The organism is Serinicoccus kebangsaanensis, assembly GCF_008919445.1.
Taxonomy (GTDB): domain Bacteria; phylum Actinomycetota; class Actinomycetes; order Actinomycetales; family Dermatophilaceae; genus Ornithinicoccus; species Ornithinicoccus kebangsaanensis.
Map to the genome: position 1 here is coordinate 60,964 of NZ_VSLG01000004.1, position 15,405 is coordinate 76,368.

15 protein-coding genes are annotated in these 15,405 nt (G+C 74.9%); 8 read left to right on the forward strand and 7 right to left on the reverse strand.

The window, feature by feature from the left end; translation table 11 throughout:
• Position 1: 1 nt before the first annotated feature.
• The 4 genes from FXF60_RS06000 to FXF60_RS06015 are packed head-to-tail and all read right to left on the reverse strand — an operon-like array spanning position 2 to position 5,391.
• Positions 2-2,593 (reverse strand): CHAT domain-containing protein, encoded by a 2,592-nt coding sequence (locus tag FXF60_RS06000; RefSeq protein WP_151524511.1) that lies wholly within the window; start codon positions 2,591-2,593, stop codon positions 2-4.
• 1 nt (position 2,594) lies between these two features.
• Positions 2,595-3,071, reverse strand: coding sequence for a hypothetical protein (locus tag FXF60_RS06005; RefSeq protein ID WP_151524513.1), 477 nt, complete (start codon positions 3,069-3,071; stop codon positions 2,595-2,597).
• Positions 3,068-3,676 (reverse strand): RNA polymerase sigma factor, encoded by a 609-nt coding sequence (locus tag FXF60_RS06010; protein WP_151524514.1) that lies wholly within the window; start codon positions 3,674-3,676, stop codon positions 3,068-3,070. Before FXF60_RS06010 ends, FXF60_RS06005 begins: the two co-directional genes overlap by 4 nt.
• Complete coding sequence (locus FXF60_RS06015; protein WP_151524516.1) at positions 3,670-5,391, reverse strand: S8 family serine peptidase; 1,722 nt, start codon at positions 5,389-5,391, stop codon at positions 3,670-3,672. The genes FXF60_RS06010 and FXF60_RS06015 overlap by 7 nt, the downstream gene beginning before the upstream one ends.
• A gap of 176 nt (positions 5,392-5,567) precedes the next feature.
• Between FXF60_RS06015 and FXF60_RS06020 the strand changes: the two genes are divergently transcribed.
• The 5 genes from FXF60_RS06020 to FXF60_RS06035 are packed head-to-tail and all read left to right on the forward strand — an operon-like array spanning position 5,568 to position 11,702.
• The gene (locus FXF60_RS06020) at positions 5,568-6,887 is read left to right on the forward strand and encodes a chymotrypsin family serine protease (RefSeq protein WP_151524518.1); all 1,320 of its coding nucleotides are present in this window, start codon (positions 5,568-5,570) and stop codon (positions 6,885-6,887) included.
• Positions 6,884-7,783: a phosphotransferase family protein gene (locus FXF60_RS06025; RefSeq protein ID WP_151524520.1), complete on the forward strand. Its 900-nt coding sequence runs from the start codon at positions 6,884-6,886 to the stop codon at positions 7,781-7,783. The genes FXF60_RS06020 and FXF60_RS06025 overlap by 4 nt, the downstream gene beginning before the upstream one ends.
• Complete coding sequence (locus FXF60_RS16480) at positions 7,780-8,664, forward strand: T3SS effector HopA1 family protein (RefSeq protein ID WP_192796625.1); 885 nt, start codon at positions 7,780-7,782, stop codon at positions 8,662-8,664. The genes FXF60_RS06025 and FXF60_RS16480 overlap by 4 nt, the downstream gene beginning before the upstream one ends.
• Positions 8,661-9,950 carry a lanthionine synthetase LanC family protein gene (locus tag FXF60_RS16485; protein WP_192796626.1) on the forward strand — a complete coding sequence of 430 codons (1,290 nt, stop codon included), beginning with the start codon at positions 8,661-8,663 and terminating at the stop codon, positions 9,948-9,950. The genes FXF60_RS16480 and FXF60_RS16485 overlap by 4 nt, the downstream gene beginning before the upstream one ends.
• A 45-nt stretch (positions 9,951-9,995) precedes the next feature.
• On the forward strand, positions 9,996-11,702 hold the full coding sequence (locus FXF60_RS06035) for an amidase (protein WP_151524524.1): 1,707 nt from the start codon (positions 9,996-9,998) through the stop codon (positions 11,700-11,702).
• 13 nt (positions 11,703-11,715) lie between these two features.
• Here FXF60_RS06035 and ndk read toward each other — a convergent pair whose 3' ends face one another.
• The 3 genes from ndk to FXF60_RS06050 are packed head-to-tail and all read right to left on the reverse strand — an operon-like array spanning position 11,716 to position 13,414.
• Positions 11,716-12,159, reverse strand: coding sequence for a nucleoside-diphosphate kinase (gene ndk, locus FXF60_RS06040; protein ID WP_151524526.1), 444 nt, complete (start codon positions 12,157-12,159; stop codon positions 11,716-11,718).
• A 37-nt stretch (positions 12,160-12,196) separates the two neighbouring features.
• Positions 12,197-13,033 carry an undecaprenyl-diphosphate phosphatase gene (locus tag FXF60_RS06045; RefSeq protein ID WP_151524529.1) on the reverse strand — a complete coding sequence of 279 codons (837 nt, stop codon included), beginning with the start codon at positions 13,031-13,033 and terminating at the stop codon, positions 12,197-12,199.
• Between the two features lie 3 nt (positions 13,034-13,036).
• A complete protein-coding gene (locus FXF60_RS06050; RefSeq protein ID WP_192796627.1) occupies positions 13,037-13,414 on the reverse strand; it encodes a DUF4233 domain-containing protein in 378 nt (125 codons plus the stop codon).
• Positions 13,415-13,535: 121 nt separating this feature from the next.
• Between FXF60_RS06050 and FXF60_RS06055 the strand changes: the two genes are divergently transcribed.
• The 3 genes from FXF60_RS06055 to FXF60_RS16920 all read left to right on the forward strand — a co-directional run bounded on the left by FXF60_RS06055 (position 13,536) and on the right by FXF60_RS16920 (position 15,401).
• The gene (locus FXF60_RS06055; RefSeq protein ID WP_151524533.1) at positions 13,536-14,168 is read left to right on the forward strand and encodes a thioredoxin-like domain-containing protein; all 633 of its coding nucleotides are present in this window, start codon (positions 13,536-13,538) and stop codon (positions 14,166-14,168) included.
• Positions 14,165-14,977, forward strand: coding sequence for a DUF305 domain-containing protein (locus FXF60_RS06060; RefSeq protein WP_238335732.1), 813 nt, complete (start codon positions 14,165-14,167; stop codon positions 14,975-14,977). The genes FXF60_RS06055 and FXF60_RS06060 overlap by 4 nt, the downstream gene beginning before the upstream one ends.
• Before the next feature lie 109 nt (positions 14,978-15,086).
• A complete protein-coding gene (locus tag FXF60_RS16920; protein WP_151524535.1) occupies positions 15,087-15,401 on the forward strand; it encodes a BatC protein in 315 nt (104 codons plus the stop codon).
• Positions 15,402-15,405 lie beyond the last annotated feature (4 nt).

Below are 15,405 nucleotides of genomic sequence, written 5' to 3' on the forward strand. Positions count from 1 at the left end.
GCTACCGGCCCCGCGGCCCGGCGGACCAGGGTGCCCCCCACGCGACGAAGGCTCCGGCCAGCGGGTGGGCCTCGGCGGCCGCGCTGCTGAGCGCCTCGTCGGCGGGCAGCCCCTGCGCCAGCAGCTGGTGGTAGCGCGGCGTGTGGTCGGCCGCCACGTCGTCGGGGATGCGGCACGGCGCGGCGACGACGCTGGTGACACCGAGCCACAGCAGGCCGGCGGCCAGCCCCAGCGCCGCGGACCCGCCCCGGTGGCGCGCCCGCCCGGAGTCGCACGCCGAGAGGACGACGTGACTGGCGCGTCGGCTCTCCCGCTCCAGGTCGGCGAGGAAGTAGGGACCGTCCGCCAGCCACAGGGAGGAGAACAACGGGCTGTCGTCCCGGTGCCGACCGTGCGCGGCGACGTGGACCACGTCGCGGTCGGCCAGAGCCGCCGCCAGGTCGTGCGCGGCCGCGGCCGGCACCCTCCGGGACGGCCTCCGCCGAGAGTCCCACTCCTGCGCGACCCGGTCGACCTCCTCCTGGGATCGTGTCAGCTCCGGCCCGGCCAGGGCCGCCACCGTCGGCGCAGCCAGGGTGGCGGCGTCCCGGGCCCACGCGCCGAGGCTGGGGGCGACCGGCGTCGGCTGCCCGCGCCGGCTCGGCAGCAGCCCCCACGGGACGGCGGCGAGGCCAGGGGTCGGCACGACCAGCACCCGGCCGGCCAGGCGAAGCGGCGCCAGGGTCAGCTCGTCGAGGGCCCGGGCGGAGCGGGTGAGCGACCGCTGGAGCAGCTCCTCCATCGGGCCGTCGTGGGCCCTGGCCGCGGTCTCGAGGTCTGCCGCGAGCACCTGCGCCTGCTCCAGCACCGGTGCCGTGGGCCCCAGCTCGACCGTGCGCATCCGGCCCCGGTCGCAGACCTCGGCGACGAGCGTGCCCGCGACGTCGACGAGGTAGACGAGCGAGGTGTCCCGCTCGTGCACCGTCGTCAGCCACCCGCTGAGCTGGTCCCGTGTCACGACCGGTCGGTGGCCACCCGCACCGGGCGCGGACCACGACAGGGCCGCGACGGAGCGCTCGAGCTCGCGCAGCCGGGGTCGCAGCCGTCCGGCGCGGCCGGGGTCCTCGCGCAGCTGCTGGCGCAGGTGCCGGAGCACGGCCGTGCGCCGGGCCAGCTCGGGGTCGGCCGGGGGACGGACCGCGGGCGAGCGGCTGGCCGCCTCGCGCCACCGTTCGATCGCCAGCAGACGATCCCGTGGCGTGTCGGCCGCGACGGCGAGGTCCATGGCCGCCAGGTCCCTGGCGTGGTGGTGCGTCGCCACGCGCAGCTCGAGGCTCGAGCTGCCGGCGACGGTCTGGGTCAGGTCGGTCAGGGCCGACCTCAGGTGACGGCGCGCGGTCGGATGGTCCTGTGCCTCCCTGGCGGCGGCCGCGAGCACGCCCCGAGCACGCAGCCGGGTGCTCAGCGAACCGACGTGGGTCAGGTCCGCGCTCGCCCGCAGGAGCTGCACCGCGTCGCCAGCCCGCTGCCGGTCCACCTCCGTCTCGGCGACGACGAGCCGGGCGAGGTCGGCGGCCACGTGGTCGCCGTCGCGGTCGAAGGCGTCCACCAGGGCCAGCCCCCGTCGTCGCACCTCGGCGAGCCGGCGGCCGCGGCGGCGACCGGCGTCCAGGAGCACCAGCTCGGCGCGCCGCCGCACCCCGGGAGCCTTCCCCTGCAGCGTCCGCCGGGCGGCTGCGGCCATCCGGGTGGCCTGGTCCAGGTTGCCCTCGGCGAGCTCGGCGACCGCGAGGTCCGCCTGGACCTCACCGGCGACCAGCCACTGGCCCGTCCGCTCCGCCTCGCCGGCGGCCCGCAGCAGCAGCTCGCGGGCCTCGTCCACGAGCCCCGCGTCGAGCAGCGTGCGCGACCGCCCGTGCAGCGCGATCGCGGTGGACGCCGCCGCACCCAGGCGCTCGATGTCCCGGTAGAGGCGCAGCGCCCTGGGCAGGTCGCCCCGGAGGGAGACCGCCTGCGCCAGGTTGTGCCGGGCCATGAACTCCTGGACCGGGAGGTCGGCCTCCTGGGCGATGCTCGCGGCGGCCGCGAAGTCGGCCTCGGCCAGGGCCGGGTCGGCCCCGTCGGTGCGCACCGCCCCGCGGGACAGCAGGAGGTCGAAGCGGTCCCGCGGGCCGAGGCGGTCGTAGCCGGCGAGCGCCTGGTCCAACTGGCCCAGGGCGGCGTCGACCTGACCGGTGCGGCCGTGGATCATCGCCAGCTGCAGCCGGCACTTGGTCACGAGGAGGACCTGCTCGTCCTCGCCCAGCCGCGGGTCCTGGGCGAGCTCCAGGGCGGCGCCGGCCACCTCGAGCGCCCGGTCCGCGCCGTGCCGCTGGACCGCGGAGGTGCTGAGCGACAGCATCATCCGCACCCGCGCCTCGACGACGCCCGCCTCGCCCCCGCAGACCGACTCGAAGCCGGGCACGAGGCCGTCGGGGCGGCGCTCCAGGGCCGCCAGCCCTCGCCGCAGCAGGCGTTCCCCCTCCGCGGGGCGACCGGCGAGGTTCGCCTGCCGGCCGTCGTCGAAGAGCGCCGCCACCGCGGGCGAGGCTCGCGCGGTCGCGCGGCCGCCCACGTCAGAGGGTGAACGTCGGGGTGATCACCGTGCGCTCGCCGGGTGGATGGACCACGAGGTATGCCGGGCCGGTCGGCACCGCCGCGAAGACGAAGCGTCCCTCCCGCACCGCCGCGGTCTCGGAGGTGCCGTCGGGCCGCGCGAGCTGCACCTCGTCCGCCTCGCAGGTCAACCAGCCGTCCACCCTGGCCGTCCCGTCACCCGCAGGCCCGACGGTCACCATGATGCTCACGCTGTCGGTGCTGAAGGTCACCGTCATCGTCTGGTCGGGCTCCTCGTCCCCTCCGCGGGTGAGCGCCATCGGACGGCCGATCAGCTCGGCCACCTCGGCCTGCAGGGCCTGCACGGTGAGGGCGAACTTGACCCGGTCGGGCAGTCCCGCGGGGCAGGGATCGAGCCGGTCGACCGTCTCCCGCAGATCCTCCAGCAGCCTCATGTCGACCTCGTCGAGGGGCGCCAGCCCCAGCTCGTCGCTCATCGGTCCTCCCACCTCTCGTCGGCTGCCAAGGACTGCCGCAGCTTGTCCAGGCACCGTCCCCGGGTGGGGCCGATGCTCCCTCTCGGCATGCTCAGTGCCGCCGAGATCTCGTCGTAGTCGGGACGGTCGCAGAACGCTACGATCCGCAGCAGCTGACGGCACCGCTCGGAGAGCTCGTTCACGGCACCCCACAGCAGCTGCTGCCGCTCGGTGAGGATGGTCGCCACCTCTGGCCCCGGCTCGGTCTCGCCCGGGTCGACCGTGCCGGTGGGGTCGTAGGTGGTGCGGCGTGACACCCGCGCGGTGCGCCAGCTCTCCCGCTTGACCGAGACGACGAGCCACCCGAGGACGGCACCGCTGTCCCGGATGTCGGCGGCGCGGTCCACCAGCCGGATCCACACGTCCTGGACGACGTCCTCGGCCTGCTCACGGTCGCACCCGTGGGCACGGGCGACGTTCCAGAGCAGCGGTGTGGCCAGGTCCACCAGCTCGCCGAGCGCCTGGTCCTGGCCCTCGCGGTAGCGGTGGAAGCAGGCACCGGCGCGGTCGCCCAGGGACGGCGGGTCGTCGGCGAGTCCCACGTCCGGTTCGTCGTCGGTCAGCATCCGTCCTCCTCGGCCAGCAACCGGCCCAGCCCCTGCAGAGCCCGGCCCAGCATCGCCTTGGGCGTCGTCGCGGCCTCACCGTCGGCCTGCTGCCGGGCGAGGTCCGCGGCCAGCTGACCCGCCCACCACGGAGCGGCGAAGCTGGTCCCGCTCCACACGCCGAACCCGCCGCGGAAGTCGTCCGGGTCCGGGGTCGCCCGGTGCGCCCCGTCCTGTGTCGTGACCTTCGCCGCGGCCTGCACCGAGCCGTCGAAGGTGACCGGCATGGTGCTCACCACGTTGACCCCGGGGCGGTGCGTGGTCACCCACGGGCCCGCGTTGCTGAAGAACGCGACCGTGCACCGGTCGGGGTTGAGGGCCCCCACGCAGACCAGCGGCACGCCGCCCTTGGGGTCCGCGGCGGACCCGGCGGGCAGCGCCCAGCCCGCGGGATACATGGGGGTCGAGGTGGCCTGGTTGCCGGCGGCCGCGACGACCGACACCCCGGTCCGGCCGAAGAGCTCGACCAGGTGACGCACCGGGTGGTGCTTCAGCACGCCCTCCTGGTGGTAGAAGCCCAACGACAGGTTGAGCACGTCGACGACACCGCCGGCGTCGTCGAAACCGTCACGTCCCTGCTCCTGCCGGATGACGTGCAGCACGAGGAGCACCGCGAGCGTGCGCATGACGTCCTGCTCGGCCGCCAGCCCGGCGGAGTCGAGCACGGGCAGCGCCACGATGTGCGCACCGGGGGCCGCCTGGCGGACGATGCCGGCGATGAAGGTGCCGTGACCCGAGAGCGCGTCGAGGAAGCCGGTCAGCTCGTCGTGGACGCCCTTGTCCTCGGGTCGGGGCAGCGGTTCGCCGCCCGGGAGGACGGGCCAGCCGAGGAGGTGTCGGCGCTCACCGGCGAGACCGCTGCCGTCGAACCACGGGTGGCTCCCCAGGCCGGTGTCGGGGACGACCACCACCGGGGTGCGACCGGGCTTCCGGACCGGCCGGGTCGGGTCCGGCAGCGCCAGCTGCACCGGGGTGCGGTCCGGCGCCACGCCCGGCATCCCGCCCTGGCCACCCCAGTAGAGCCCACCCGTCTGACCACCCCAGTAGAGGCCGCCGGTCTGACCGCCCCAGTAGAGGCCGCCCGTCTGGCCACCCCAGTAGAGCCCACCGGTCCCGGGGATCAGCAGGTGCTCCAGGTCGACACCGTCGAGGCCGGCGGCGCGCGCGGCCAGCACCAGTCGCCACGGGTCCGGCTCCTCCCCGTCCTCGGCCACCACGAACACGCGCGAGGCATACCCGGCGTCGAGCTGTGCCGCGCTCACCGTCCCGATCCGCAGGTCGGGGTCGATCCGGGTCACCGGGTCGTCCGGGTCCATCGGCGCGCTGCGCACGTCGGCGAACTCCTTGCCCACGCCCTCGTCGGCGCCGGTCTCCACGGCGAGCACCAACCAGCGCCCGAAGGCCTCGTCGGCGGCGTCCGTCCGCAGCTCCACGGGGAAACCCGCCTCGCGCAGCACCCGCTGCAGCTCGGCGATCCGGTCGATCGCGGACACACCGAGCAGGCCGGCGACCATCAGCCTGCGGTTGAGGTATGCCGTGGCCGAGGGGGTCCTCGCCCCGCGGCCGGCGGTGCCGGCACCCTCGGTCGGCGCGGTCGACGGGTCGAGGACGCGCGCGTCGAAGCGGCGCAGCAGCGACGGCGGGAGGGACGGCGCGACGTCGTCACGGTGAGGCATCGGGTCCTCCTTGGACCAGCTCGGTCCCCTGCGGGGTCCAGCCTAGGGGTCGGGTGCCGTTCAGAGAAGACCGTTGCGCCCCAGATACATCGGATCGTGATGTATCTGTGCCGTCGCCGCGGATCTCCTCAGCTGCGTGGTGCCGCCCGGCACCCGGACTCGAGTGGAGGTAGGCCATGGAGTACGACGCAGTGGCTGCAGCGAAGATCCGACCGACCAAGGAGCAGGTGGAGGACGAGCTCCTCGCCCTCGACGGGGTCGTCGGCGTGGACATCGGCGAGAAGATCAGTGACGGCGAGCCGACCGGCGAGATGAGCATCATCGTCTACGTCGAGGAGAAGCGGGCGCCGTCCCGGGTGGCCAAGAGCCAGAAGGTGCCGGCCGAGGTCGGTGGCGTCCCCACGGACGTGCAGGAGCTCGTCATCGAGCTGCAGGCGGGTCCGGGGCTGTATGCCGGTGACCCGCTCAGCGACACGAGCAAGCACTCGACCATCCGCGGCGGCATCAGCATCGGTCCGGCGCGGCACACCAACGCCGGCACCGGTGGGGCGATGGTGCGGGACTCGACGACCGGGGCGGTGAGCATCCTCACCAACTTCCACGTCGCGTGCGTCGACACCTCGTGGTCCGCCGGGGAGTCGGTGCTGCAGCCGGGCCGCTACGACAGCGGCAACCCGGCCACCGACCAGGTCGGCACGCTCACGCGCGGGGTCATCTCCGAGCAGGTGGACGGCGCCGTGGTCCGGCTGGACACGGACGAGACCTGGGAGGACGAGGTCGTCGACATCGGCGCCGTCGGTGGCAGCACCGCGGCGACCGTCGGCATGGCGGTCCAGAAGCGAGGGCGCACGACGGAGCACACGCACGGCGAGGTCGTCTCGGTCGACGCGACCGTGACCCTCGACTATGGCAACGGGGTCGGGGTGCGCACGCTGCGCCACCAGGTCTCGATCCGTCCGGCCTCGGGAACCGCCCGGTTCTCCGACCGCGGCGACTCGGGGTCGGTGGTCATGAACGGCAGTCGGCAGGTCGTGGGCCTGCTCTTCGCCGGTGCCCGCGACGGCAGCCTGACCTTCGCCAACCCGATCGCCTCGGTGCTCTCGGAGATGCAGGTCAGCCTCAACCCGCCGCGGCTGGCGATCCCGCCGCTGACGTCCCGGATCGCGGTCCTGTGCCGCACGCGGACCGACCCGTGGTGCGTCATCCGGACCCGGCCGCTCGTCGACTGCCCGCCGGTCGACCGGACCCGGCCGTTCATCGACTGTCCTCCGGTCCTGCGCACCAGGATCCCGGTGTGCCAGCCGATCGACAGCCGGATCTGCCCTCCGGTCGACAGCCGCGTCTGCGGTGGCTGGCAACGGCCGTTCGACCAGGGGTGGGGCGAGAGCCCCGGCTACCAGCCCGACGACGGGGCGTTCTGGGCCGGCTACCACGCGGCGCTGGACCAGGTCGCCCAGGAGCTGGACGAGGCCGAGCAGGGCGGACAGCCCGGATGAGGAGTGCTCCGGCGCTGCTGGCGCAGGCGATCACGCAGGGGGTGATCGCCTGCGCCGACGTGCTGGAGGGTGCGGCGCAGCTCGTGCCCGTCTCGCGGAGCAACCTGGTGCACCGGCTCGAGCTGCGCGGGCGACCGGTCGCCTTCGTCAAGCAGCAGGGGCACGCCACCGCGACCGACGGGCTGGACACCGTGACGCGCGAGGCGCTGGTGCTGGGCGAGGTGGCCGGCGGCCCGGTGCCCCAGGTGCTGCACGTCGACGACGACGCGGTCTGGACCTCCGCGGTGGCCGGTCACCCGCTCGACTCCTGCCTCCCCGCCGACCCGCGTCGGGTCGCGGCGGCGCTGGGCGAGTCGCTGGCCGCGCTGCACCGCCACCCGGTCCGGCCGTCCGTGACCGGGCCGGAGGCCACGCGGCCCTGGCCCGTGACCGGCGCGGCCCCGGCCACCGTCCGCAGCGCGCCGTCGGGGACACCCGCAGCCGACCTCGCCGACCGCGTCACCGGGGGCGAGGGCCCCGACTCCCTGGCGCTGCGTCGCGCCGGCCGCCGGTGGCGGCGCAGCCACTGGATCCACGGTGACCTGTCGGTCGGCAACGTCCTGGTGCACCTCCGCGCCGACGGCAGCCCCGTCGCACGCTTCGTCGACCTGGAGGACGGCGGGCTCGGGGATCCCTCCTGGGACGTCGTCTGCGCGTTGCGCGTCGTCGACGACGTGCTGCTCCTCGCCGACGTCGAGCCGGCCCGGCAGGCCCTGCTCGCCGCCTACCTGGCCGCCGGCGGCTCCGGGAGGCCGGACCCGGGGCTCGCCCTCGCCCACGACGTCATGGCGGACACCCGGAGTGCGCTGGGTGAGCTGGCCGGCCGCGGCGGGCTCGCGCCGGCGGTGGCGTCGTGACCGGCGTGGCCGCCGCGCTGTCCGGTGCGGTCCGGGTGGCGGCGGGCACCTGTCCCGACGACCTGGCCGACGAGCTCTACAGCTCCTGGTATGCCGCGCCCGTCGCCGCCGAGCCCGCACCGGCGAGCGGCCCACCCCTGCCCGGCCTGCTGTCGGCCGCCGCGCTCCGGGTGGCGGCGTGGAGCCCGGCGACGGTGCGCCAGGTCGACCCGGCCGGTGGTGCCGTCGTGCGGCTCGCCTGCGGCGGTCACCGTGCCGTGCTGCCGGGGACCTGGACCAGGAGTGCCGACGACCCCCGGGCGGGGCTGCCCATGGAGCCCGGCGACGAGGTGCTGGTGGCCGACGTCGGCGGGCCGGTGACCGCGCAGGGGTGGTGGAGGTCGTGGTCGGCCTCGCCGGCCTGGCCCCATCCCGTCCCCCGCGAGCCGTTGACCCGGATCTATGCCTGCGTGACGCCGCACCGGGCGGTGGAGGCGGTGGAGCGCGCCGTGACCACGCTGGTCCCGCTGCCCGTGCCGTGGATGCTGAAGTGCGCGGTGACGGATGCCGGCTTCACCCGTCCGGACCGGCTGGTGGTCTACCTCCCCGACGACGGCGCGACCGCTGCCCTGGCCGGCCTGGCCGACGCCACCGCGGGGCTGCTCGACCCGCACCAGCCACCCCTGGCCGCACCCTGGTCCCCTGGGCTGTCCTGGGCCCAGGACGACGGCGACGGCGCGAGCTTCGGGGAGAACCGGTGCGCCGCGCTCGCCGCGGCCCTGGGCCCGTGGCGTCGGGGCGGGTCGGGAGACGGCCTGGAGGCGGCCCGCGAGGGCCTCCGGCAGGCCGGCATCGACGACCGTCTGCCGCACCTGCGGCGCAGGACCGCGAGCCCGGCGTGAGCACCGTCGCCAGCACCGAGGCCCCGACGCCCGCCCCAGGTGCGTCTGCGTCGGTGCGGGCCCTCGCGGACCGGGCGGCCGGGACGGTCCTGGCCCGCGCGCTGCGGCAGGGCGACCGGGTCGGCTGGGCGGCCTGGCACCGGCTGGACGGCACGGCACCTGCGACGCTGCGCCTCGGCGGTGCCGAGGTCTACGACGGGGACGCCGGGATCGGCTGGGCCCTGGGGGTGCTGTCGCCCGTCCTGGACCGCCCTGAGCTGCACGAGCTCGCCCGGCGGGCGGTCGCCGGTGCCGGCCCGACCGTCCAGGCCCCGGGCCTGCTGGACGGGCGCGCGGGGGTCGCCGTGGCCCGCGCCGCCGTGACCGGCGCCGGCGACCCGTCCCGCCTGCCCGCCGCGGACGACGTCTCCGGCACCGACCTGCTCGACGGGCTCTCCGGCGTGCTGCTGGCGGCGCTGTCCCTCGGAGCCGCGCCCCGGGTCACGGACGAGCTGGTCCGCGCCCTGCTGGACCGGGGCTCGGCGCAGCGCGAGGGATGGTGCTACCCCGGCCCTCCGGACGCCGGGGGTGTGCCGCTGGCCCCGCTGACCGGTCTGGCCCACGGCAGCAGCGGGGTCCTGCTGGCGCTCGGGCACTGGCTCGCGACCGACCCCGGCACGGCCCTGGCGGCGCGGGTCCGGGAGCGCTTCCGCGCCACCTGGCTCTGGGAGACGGCGTGGTCCGACCCCGTGCTCGGGTGGCCGGACCTGCGCGAGGAGCCACCGGCATACCCGGTGATGTGGTGCCACGGCGCCGCGGGGATCGCGGCCACCCGGATCGAGCTGGGCCGGCTCTGCGAGGCCGGGGTGGACCTGGGGGTGCCGGGCCCGGCCCTGCGGGCCCAGGCGGAGGCCGGCGTGCGGCTGTGCCGCGACTTCGTCTCCCACTGCGCCGAGCAGGCGCGGCACCAGCAGGACACCCTCGGTGCGACGCCGGTGCAGGTCGACCCCGCGGACGCCGGGCTGACCCTGTGCCACGGCCTCGGCGGTGCGCTCGACGTCCTCGCCAGCGCCGCGGTCTGCTGGGGCGTGGACGAGCACCTCGAGCTCGCCCGTGCCTCGGTGCTGGATCTCGTCGACGCGTCGGGTGACGACCCGGACCTCTGGCCCACCGGCCAGCGCACCCGCGGCGGCTACGGCCTGTTCCAGGGCCTGTCGGGGACCGCCGTCGTGCTGGCGCGGCTGGCGCACCCGGAGGCCGGGCTGCCGAGCCCGGGGATGTTCGGCGTGCCGGTGCGGTTGCCGTGACGTCAGTCCTGGGCCAGAGTGAGCGGCGGGCAGAGAGGAACCCTCATGACTCGTCCCATCGCACGACGGACCATCCTCGCCGCCGGAGGCGGCGCGACCCTGGCCGGCCAGGCACGGGCGGCCACGGCCGCACCGGCCGCCGGGACGAGCGGAGGCGGGAAGGTTCCGACCGACCGCAGCGTCGCGGAGCTGCAGCGGCTGCTGGCGCGCGGTCGGCTCTCGGCCCGTGACCTCACCCGGGCCTATCTGCGGCGCATCGAGCGGATCGACGCGGACGGACCCGGGCTGAGGTCCGTCATCGAGGTGAACCCGCACGCCGAGCGGATCGCCCGCCAGCTGGACCGGGAGCGCCGCCGCGGGCGCGTGCGCGGGCCGCTGCACGGCATACCGGTCCTCATCAAGGACAACATCGACACCGACGACGCCATGCTCACCACCGCCGGCTCGCTGGCGCTCGTGGACTCCCGGGCAGGATCGGACGCGACGGTGGTGCGCCGGATGCGCGAGGCCGGGCTCGTCCTCCTCGGCAAGACCAACCTCTCGGAGTGGGCGAACTTCCGCGGCAACCAGTCCTCCAGCGGCTGGTCGGCGCGTGGCGGGCAGACCAAGAACCCCTACGTCCTGCCGCGCAACACCTCCGGCAGCTCCTCCGGGTCGGCGGCCGCGGTCTCGGCCTTCCTGGCCCCGATCACCCTGGGCACCGAGACGGACGGGTCGATCGTCGGACCCTCGCACGCCTGCGGCGTGGTCGGGATCAAACCGACGGTGGGTCTCACCAGCCGGGCGGGCGTCATCCCGATCAGCCAGAGCCAGGACACGGTCGGACCGATCTGCCGCACCGTCGCGGACGCAGCGGCCGTGCTGGGCGTGCTGACCGGAGTCGATCCCCGCGACGACGCCACCGCGGACAGCGAGGGTCGCTCGCACCGGGACTACACCCAGTTCCTCGACACCGACGGCCTGGCCGGGGCGCGGATCGGGGTGCCGCGTCAGCTGTCGGTGAACAGCCCGGAGGCGATGGCGGTCTTCGAGGAGTCGGTCGCGGCGCTGCAGGCCGCCGGTGCGGTCGTCGTCGACCCGGTGGAGATCCCGTCCTACGACGAGTTCAGCACCAGCTCGGCCGAGTTCGAGGTGCTGCTGTGGGAGTTCAAGGCCGGCATCGCGGACTACCTGTCGACCCGCTCGGCAGGGTCACCACGCACCCTCGCCGACCTCATCGAGTTCAACCTGGCCAACGCCGACGAGGAGCTGCGGTGGTTCGGCCAGGAGGTCTTCGAGCTGTCCCAGACGTTTACCGGCCTGGACGACCCGGCGTATGCCGAGACGCTGGCCACGAGCCGCCGCATCTCCCGGTCCGAGGGGCTGGACGCGGTGCTGGACGCGCACGACCTGGACGCGCTGGTGGCCCCCACCGGTGGCCCGGCCTGGATGACCGACCTGGTCAACGGGGACAACTTCCTGGGCGGCACCTCGTCCTACGCCGCGATGGCGGGCTACCCCCTGGTGACCGTCCCGAACGGCTCGGTCTTCGGGCTGCCGCTGGGCATGACGTTCATGGGCCGGGCGTGGAGCGAGCCCACCCTGATCCGGCTCGCCAGCGGCTTCGAGGCGCAGACGCACGCGCGCTTCGCCCCGAGGTACCGCAGCTCGGTCACCGACGACGGCCGTCGCGGTCGACCCCGCCGGCCCCGTCGACCCGACGGGAGCGACACCGACCTGGAGCGGGCGGTCCGGGGGCACGGGCGCTGGTAGGCCCTCAGGCCGGTCAGCCCTGCGCGGGGAACCAGATGGCGATCTCGCGCGCGGCCGACTCCGGGGAGTCCGAGCCGTGCACGATGTTCTGCTGCACCGCGAGCCCCCAGTCGCGGCCGTGGTCGCCGCGGATGGTGCCGGGCGCCGCGGCGGTCGGGTCGGTCGCCCCCGCCAGCGAGCGGAAGCCGGGGATGCACCCCTGTCCCTCGATGATGGCGGCGGTGACCGGACCGGAGGACATGAACTCCAGCAGCGGCTCGTAGAACGGCTTGCCCTGGTGCTCGGCGTAGTGCTCCTCCAGCTGCCCGCGCGAGGGCTCCACGACGGCGAGCGCCACCAGGGTGTAGCCCTTGGCCTCGATCCGGCGCAGCACCTCCCCGGACAGGCCGCGACGGTAGCCGTCCGGCTTGACGAGGACGAGGGAGCGTTCGGTCTGCGCGGCTGTCGTGTCGGTCACGGCCCCAGGGTAGGCCGTGAGCGGCGCTGCTCCCGCGTCAGGGCTCCAGCACACCCCAGCCGAGGAGCCCGAAGAGCACCAGGGCCAGCACGATCCGGTAGATCATGAACGGCGTGAAGGTGTGCGTGGTGATGTAGCGCATGAACCAGGCGATGACGGCATACCCCACGCCGAAGGCCAGGACGGTCGCCACCGCGATCGCTCCCCAGCCGGTCCCGGACCCGATGGCGTCGCCGGTGACCACCTTGACCAGCTGCAGCCCGCCGGAGGCGAGGACGGCCGGGATGGCCAGCAGGAAGGAGTAGCGGGCCGCGGCCTCGCGGGTGTAGCCCATGAACAACCCGCCGGCGATCGTGCCGCCGCTGCGGGAGACGCCGGGGACCAGCGCCAGCGCCTGCCACAGACCGAAGCCGAGACCGTGCCTCCAGGTCAGCTCCCGCAGCTCCCGCTCCTGACGCCCGACGCGCTCCGCGGCCAGGATCACCAGCGCGAAGACCAGCAGCATGGTGGCCGTGAGCCACAGGCTCCGCAGGTCCGTCTCGATCCAGTCCTGCAGCAGCAGGCCCAGGATGCCGATGGGGAAGGTGCCCAGGATGACCCACCAGCCCAGCACGGCGTCGGGGTCGTTCCTCGGGATCCGCCCGGCGAGCGAGGCGAACCAGGCGCGGACGATGCGCACGATGTCGCGCCAGAAGTAGAGCAGCACCGCGGCCTCGGTGCCGAGCTGGGTGATGGCGGTGAAGGCCGCTCCCGGGTCGGCTCCCTCGTCGCCGAGCAGCCGCCCGACGATCGAGACGTGGGCGCTGGAGGAGATCGGGAGGAACTCGGTGAGCCCCTGCACGATCCCGAGGACGGCGGCGGTCAGCAGGTCCACCGGTCAGTCCCCCTCCACGTCAGCGGCCGCGGCCCGTTCGGCGGTCAGCCGGTCCATCCGCATCCCCTGGGTGAGGCACAGCCACCACAGGAAGCCGAAGAGGGCGGCGACGACCAGCATCGCCGGGAGCACCACCCCCGCGGCGAGGGTGAGCAGCTGCGCCAGCCACCCCAGCAGGATGCCGAGGCGCCCACGCAGCGCACCGGCCGCGACCACGCAGACGGCGGTGAGCACGACACCGCCCCACAGGTATGCGCCCGCCCTCGGGTCGTCGTTCGTCTGCCCCAACCGCCAGGCGACCAGGGTGCCGAAGAAGACCGACATGGCCTGGGCCAGGAGTGTCGTGGCACACAGACGTCGGGTGAGGGTGCCGGGAGTCACGTGCGCCATCTTCGCAGACCAGACCTGGGAGCCTTCCCAGCAACCCGCCAGCCGCACGGCATACCCTGGGTGCGTCGACGACGACAGCCGATCCCCGAACCGTCCCGCCAGGAGCGCACCGATGCCCCGACCCGACCGCAAGCCCGCGGCCACCGACCGCGCCGCCAAGGCGGCCAAGATCCAGAAGGCCGGTGCTGCCGCGGAGCGCCGCCGCGGTGCCCTCGTCTGGGGCGGGGCCGCCGCCGTGGTGGTGCTGATCGTGGGCGCCGTCGTCTTCGCCGTCGTGCGCGACTCGCCCGCCCTGGTGGACCTGTCCGCCGTGGAGGAGTTCGAGAACGCCGGGGCGAACCACGTCGGCGAGCCGATCGACTACGACCAGAACCCTCCGGTCGGTGGTCCGCACCACCCGGCCTGGTGGAACTGCGGCGTCTACGCCGAGGAGGTCCCGAAGGAGCACGCGGTGCACTCGCTCGAGCACGGGGCGGTGTGGCTGACCTACCGCCCCGATCTGCCCGCCGACCAGGTCGAGGTGCTCACCGAGCTCGGTGGGGAGGACTACATGCTGGTCAGCCCGCTGGCCGACCAGGACAGCCCGGTCGTGGCCACCGCCTGGGACCACCAGCTCACCCTGGACACCGCCGACGAGCGGACCCTGCAGGCCTTCATCCGGGAGTACAAGCAGGGGCCGCAGACACCGGAGCTGGGTGCTGCGTGCACCAGCGGGACCAACACCGACCTCGTGGCGCGCCCGTGACGGAACGGCCGACGCCGGCGGAGCCCTCCGAGGAGGCCACGGAGACGACCCCGCTGGACGCTCCCCGACCCGCACGCGACCGGTGGCGCTCCTTCGGCGCTCCCGCGCTGGCGGCCGTGACCGTCGTGGCGCTGTGCCTGGGGGCACTGGTGGGCTGGTTGGCCTTCGGTGAGCCGAGCCCGCCGGACGACGGGGCGGACGCCGGCTTCGCCCGGGACATGAGCGAGCACCACGCCCAGGCCGTGCAGATGTCCCAGCTGGTCATGCAGCGCACCGAGGACGAGGCCGTCCGCCGGCTGGCGGTGGACATCAGCAACAACCAGGGGTTCGAGCGCGGGATGATGGCGACCTGGCTGCGGGACTGGGGCCTCCCGCTGGCGCGGGGCGAGGAGCGGATGGCCTGGATGTCGATGGAGGGCATGGACCACGCGGAGATGATGGATCTGCCGGCCGGGGTGCCCATGCCGGGCATGGCCTCCCCCACCGAGATCCAGGAGCTCGGCGACGCCTCCGGGGAGGACGCGGAGGTGCTCTTCCTGCAGCTCATGACCACCCACCACATCTCCGGCGTCGACATGGCCGATGCCGCCCTGGCGCAGGCGACCCAGCCCGAGGTGCTCGCGGCGGCCCAGCGGATGGTGACCGCGCAGGTGGGCGAGATCCGGCTGATGCAGGACATGTTGGTCGAGCGGGACGCCGAGCCGCGCGAGGACATCGACGCCTGGGTGGCGGAGCAGGAGGCCACCGATCCCGCCGGGTCGGACGACGGCTCCGCACCGAGCCCGGGCTCGGGCGGTCACGACCACTGAGTCCGGTCCGGCTGCCGGTTGCGGTTGCACGGCGATGAGACACGAAGGATGCTCGTCCCGAGGCCGCGGACCTCGCGGCACCGACATCACGATGCGAAGGGTGGATGCGATGAGCACGCAGGACAACGACCCGTTCCAGGACGTCCCGGAGGCTGGACCCGAGACCGAGGGCGGCGCGGACGGTCACGCCGGACCCGGAGGTGATGGCGGAGCCGACGGAGGCGCCGACGGCCACGCCGGACCCGGTGGCGACGGCGGAGCCGACGGAGGCGCCGACGGCCACGCCGGACCCGGAGGTGACGGCGGAGCCGACGGAGGCGCCGACGGCCACGCCGGACCCGGTGGCGACGGTGGAGCCGACGGAGGCGCCGACGGCCACGCCGGACCCGGAGGTGACGGCGGAGCCGACGGTTCCCCCGAGTGAGGAG

What these genes read in the sequence shown, in the direction of transcription:
- FXF60_RS06055 (WP_151524533.1), top strand. Translation starts at nt 13,536, where the DNA reads ATGCCCCGACCCGACCGCAAGCCCGCGGCCACCGACCGCGCCGCCAAG.
- FXF60_RS06020 (WP_151524518.1), top strand. Translation starts at nt 5,568, where the DNA reads ATGGAGTACGACGCAGTGGCTGCAGCGAAGATCCGACCGACCAAGGAG.
- FXF60_RS06005 (WP_151524513.1), bottom strand. Translation starts at nt 3,071, where the DNA reads ATGAGCGACGAGCTGGGGCTGGCGCCCCTCGACGAGGTCGACATGAGG.
- FXF60_RS06025 (WP_151524520.1), top strand. Translation starts at nt 6,884, where the DNA reads ATGAGGAGTGCTCCGGCGCTGCTGGCGCAGGCGATCACGCAGGGGGTG.
- FXF60_RS06015 (WP_151524516.1), bottom strand. Translation starts at nt 5,391, where the DNA reads ATGCCTCACCGTGACGACGTCGCGCCGTCCCTCCCGCCGTCGCTGCTG.
- FXF60_RS06010 (WP_151524514.1), bottom strand. Translation starts at nt 3,676, where the DNA reads ATGCTGACCGACGACGAACCGGACGTGGGACTCGCCGACGACCCGCCG.
- FXF60_RS06035 (WP_151524524.1), top strand. Translation starts at nt 9,996, where the DNA reads ATGACTCGTCCCATCGCACGACGGACCATCCTCGCCGCCGGAGGCGGC.
- FXF60_RS16920 (WP_151524535.1), top strand. Translation starts at nt 15,087, where the DNA reads ATGAGCACGCAGGACAACGACCCGTTCCAGGACGTCCCGGAGGCTGGA.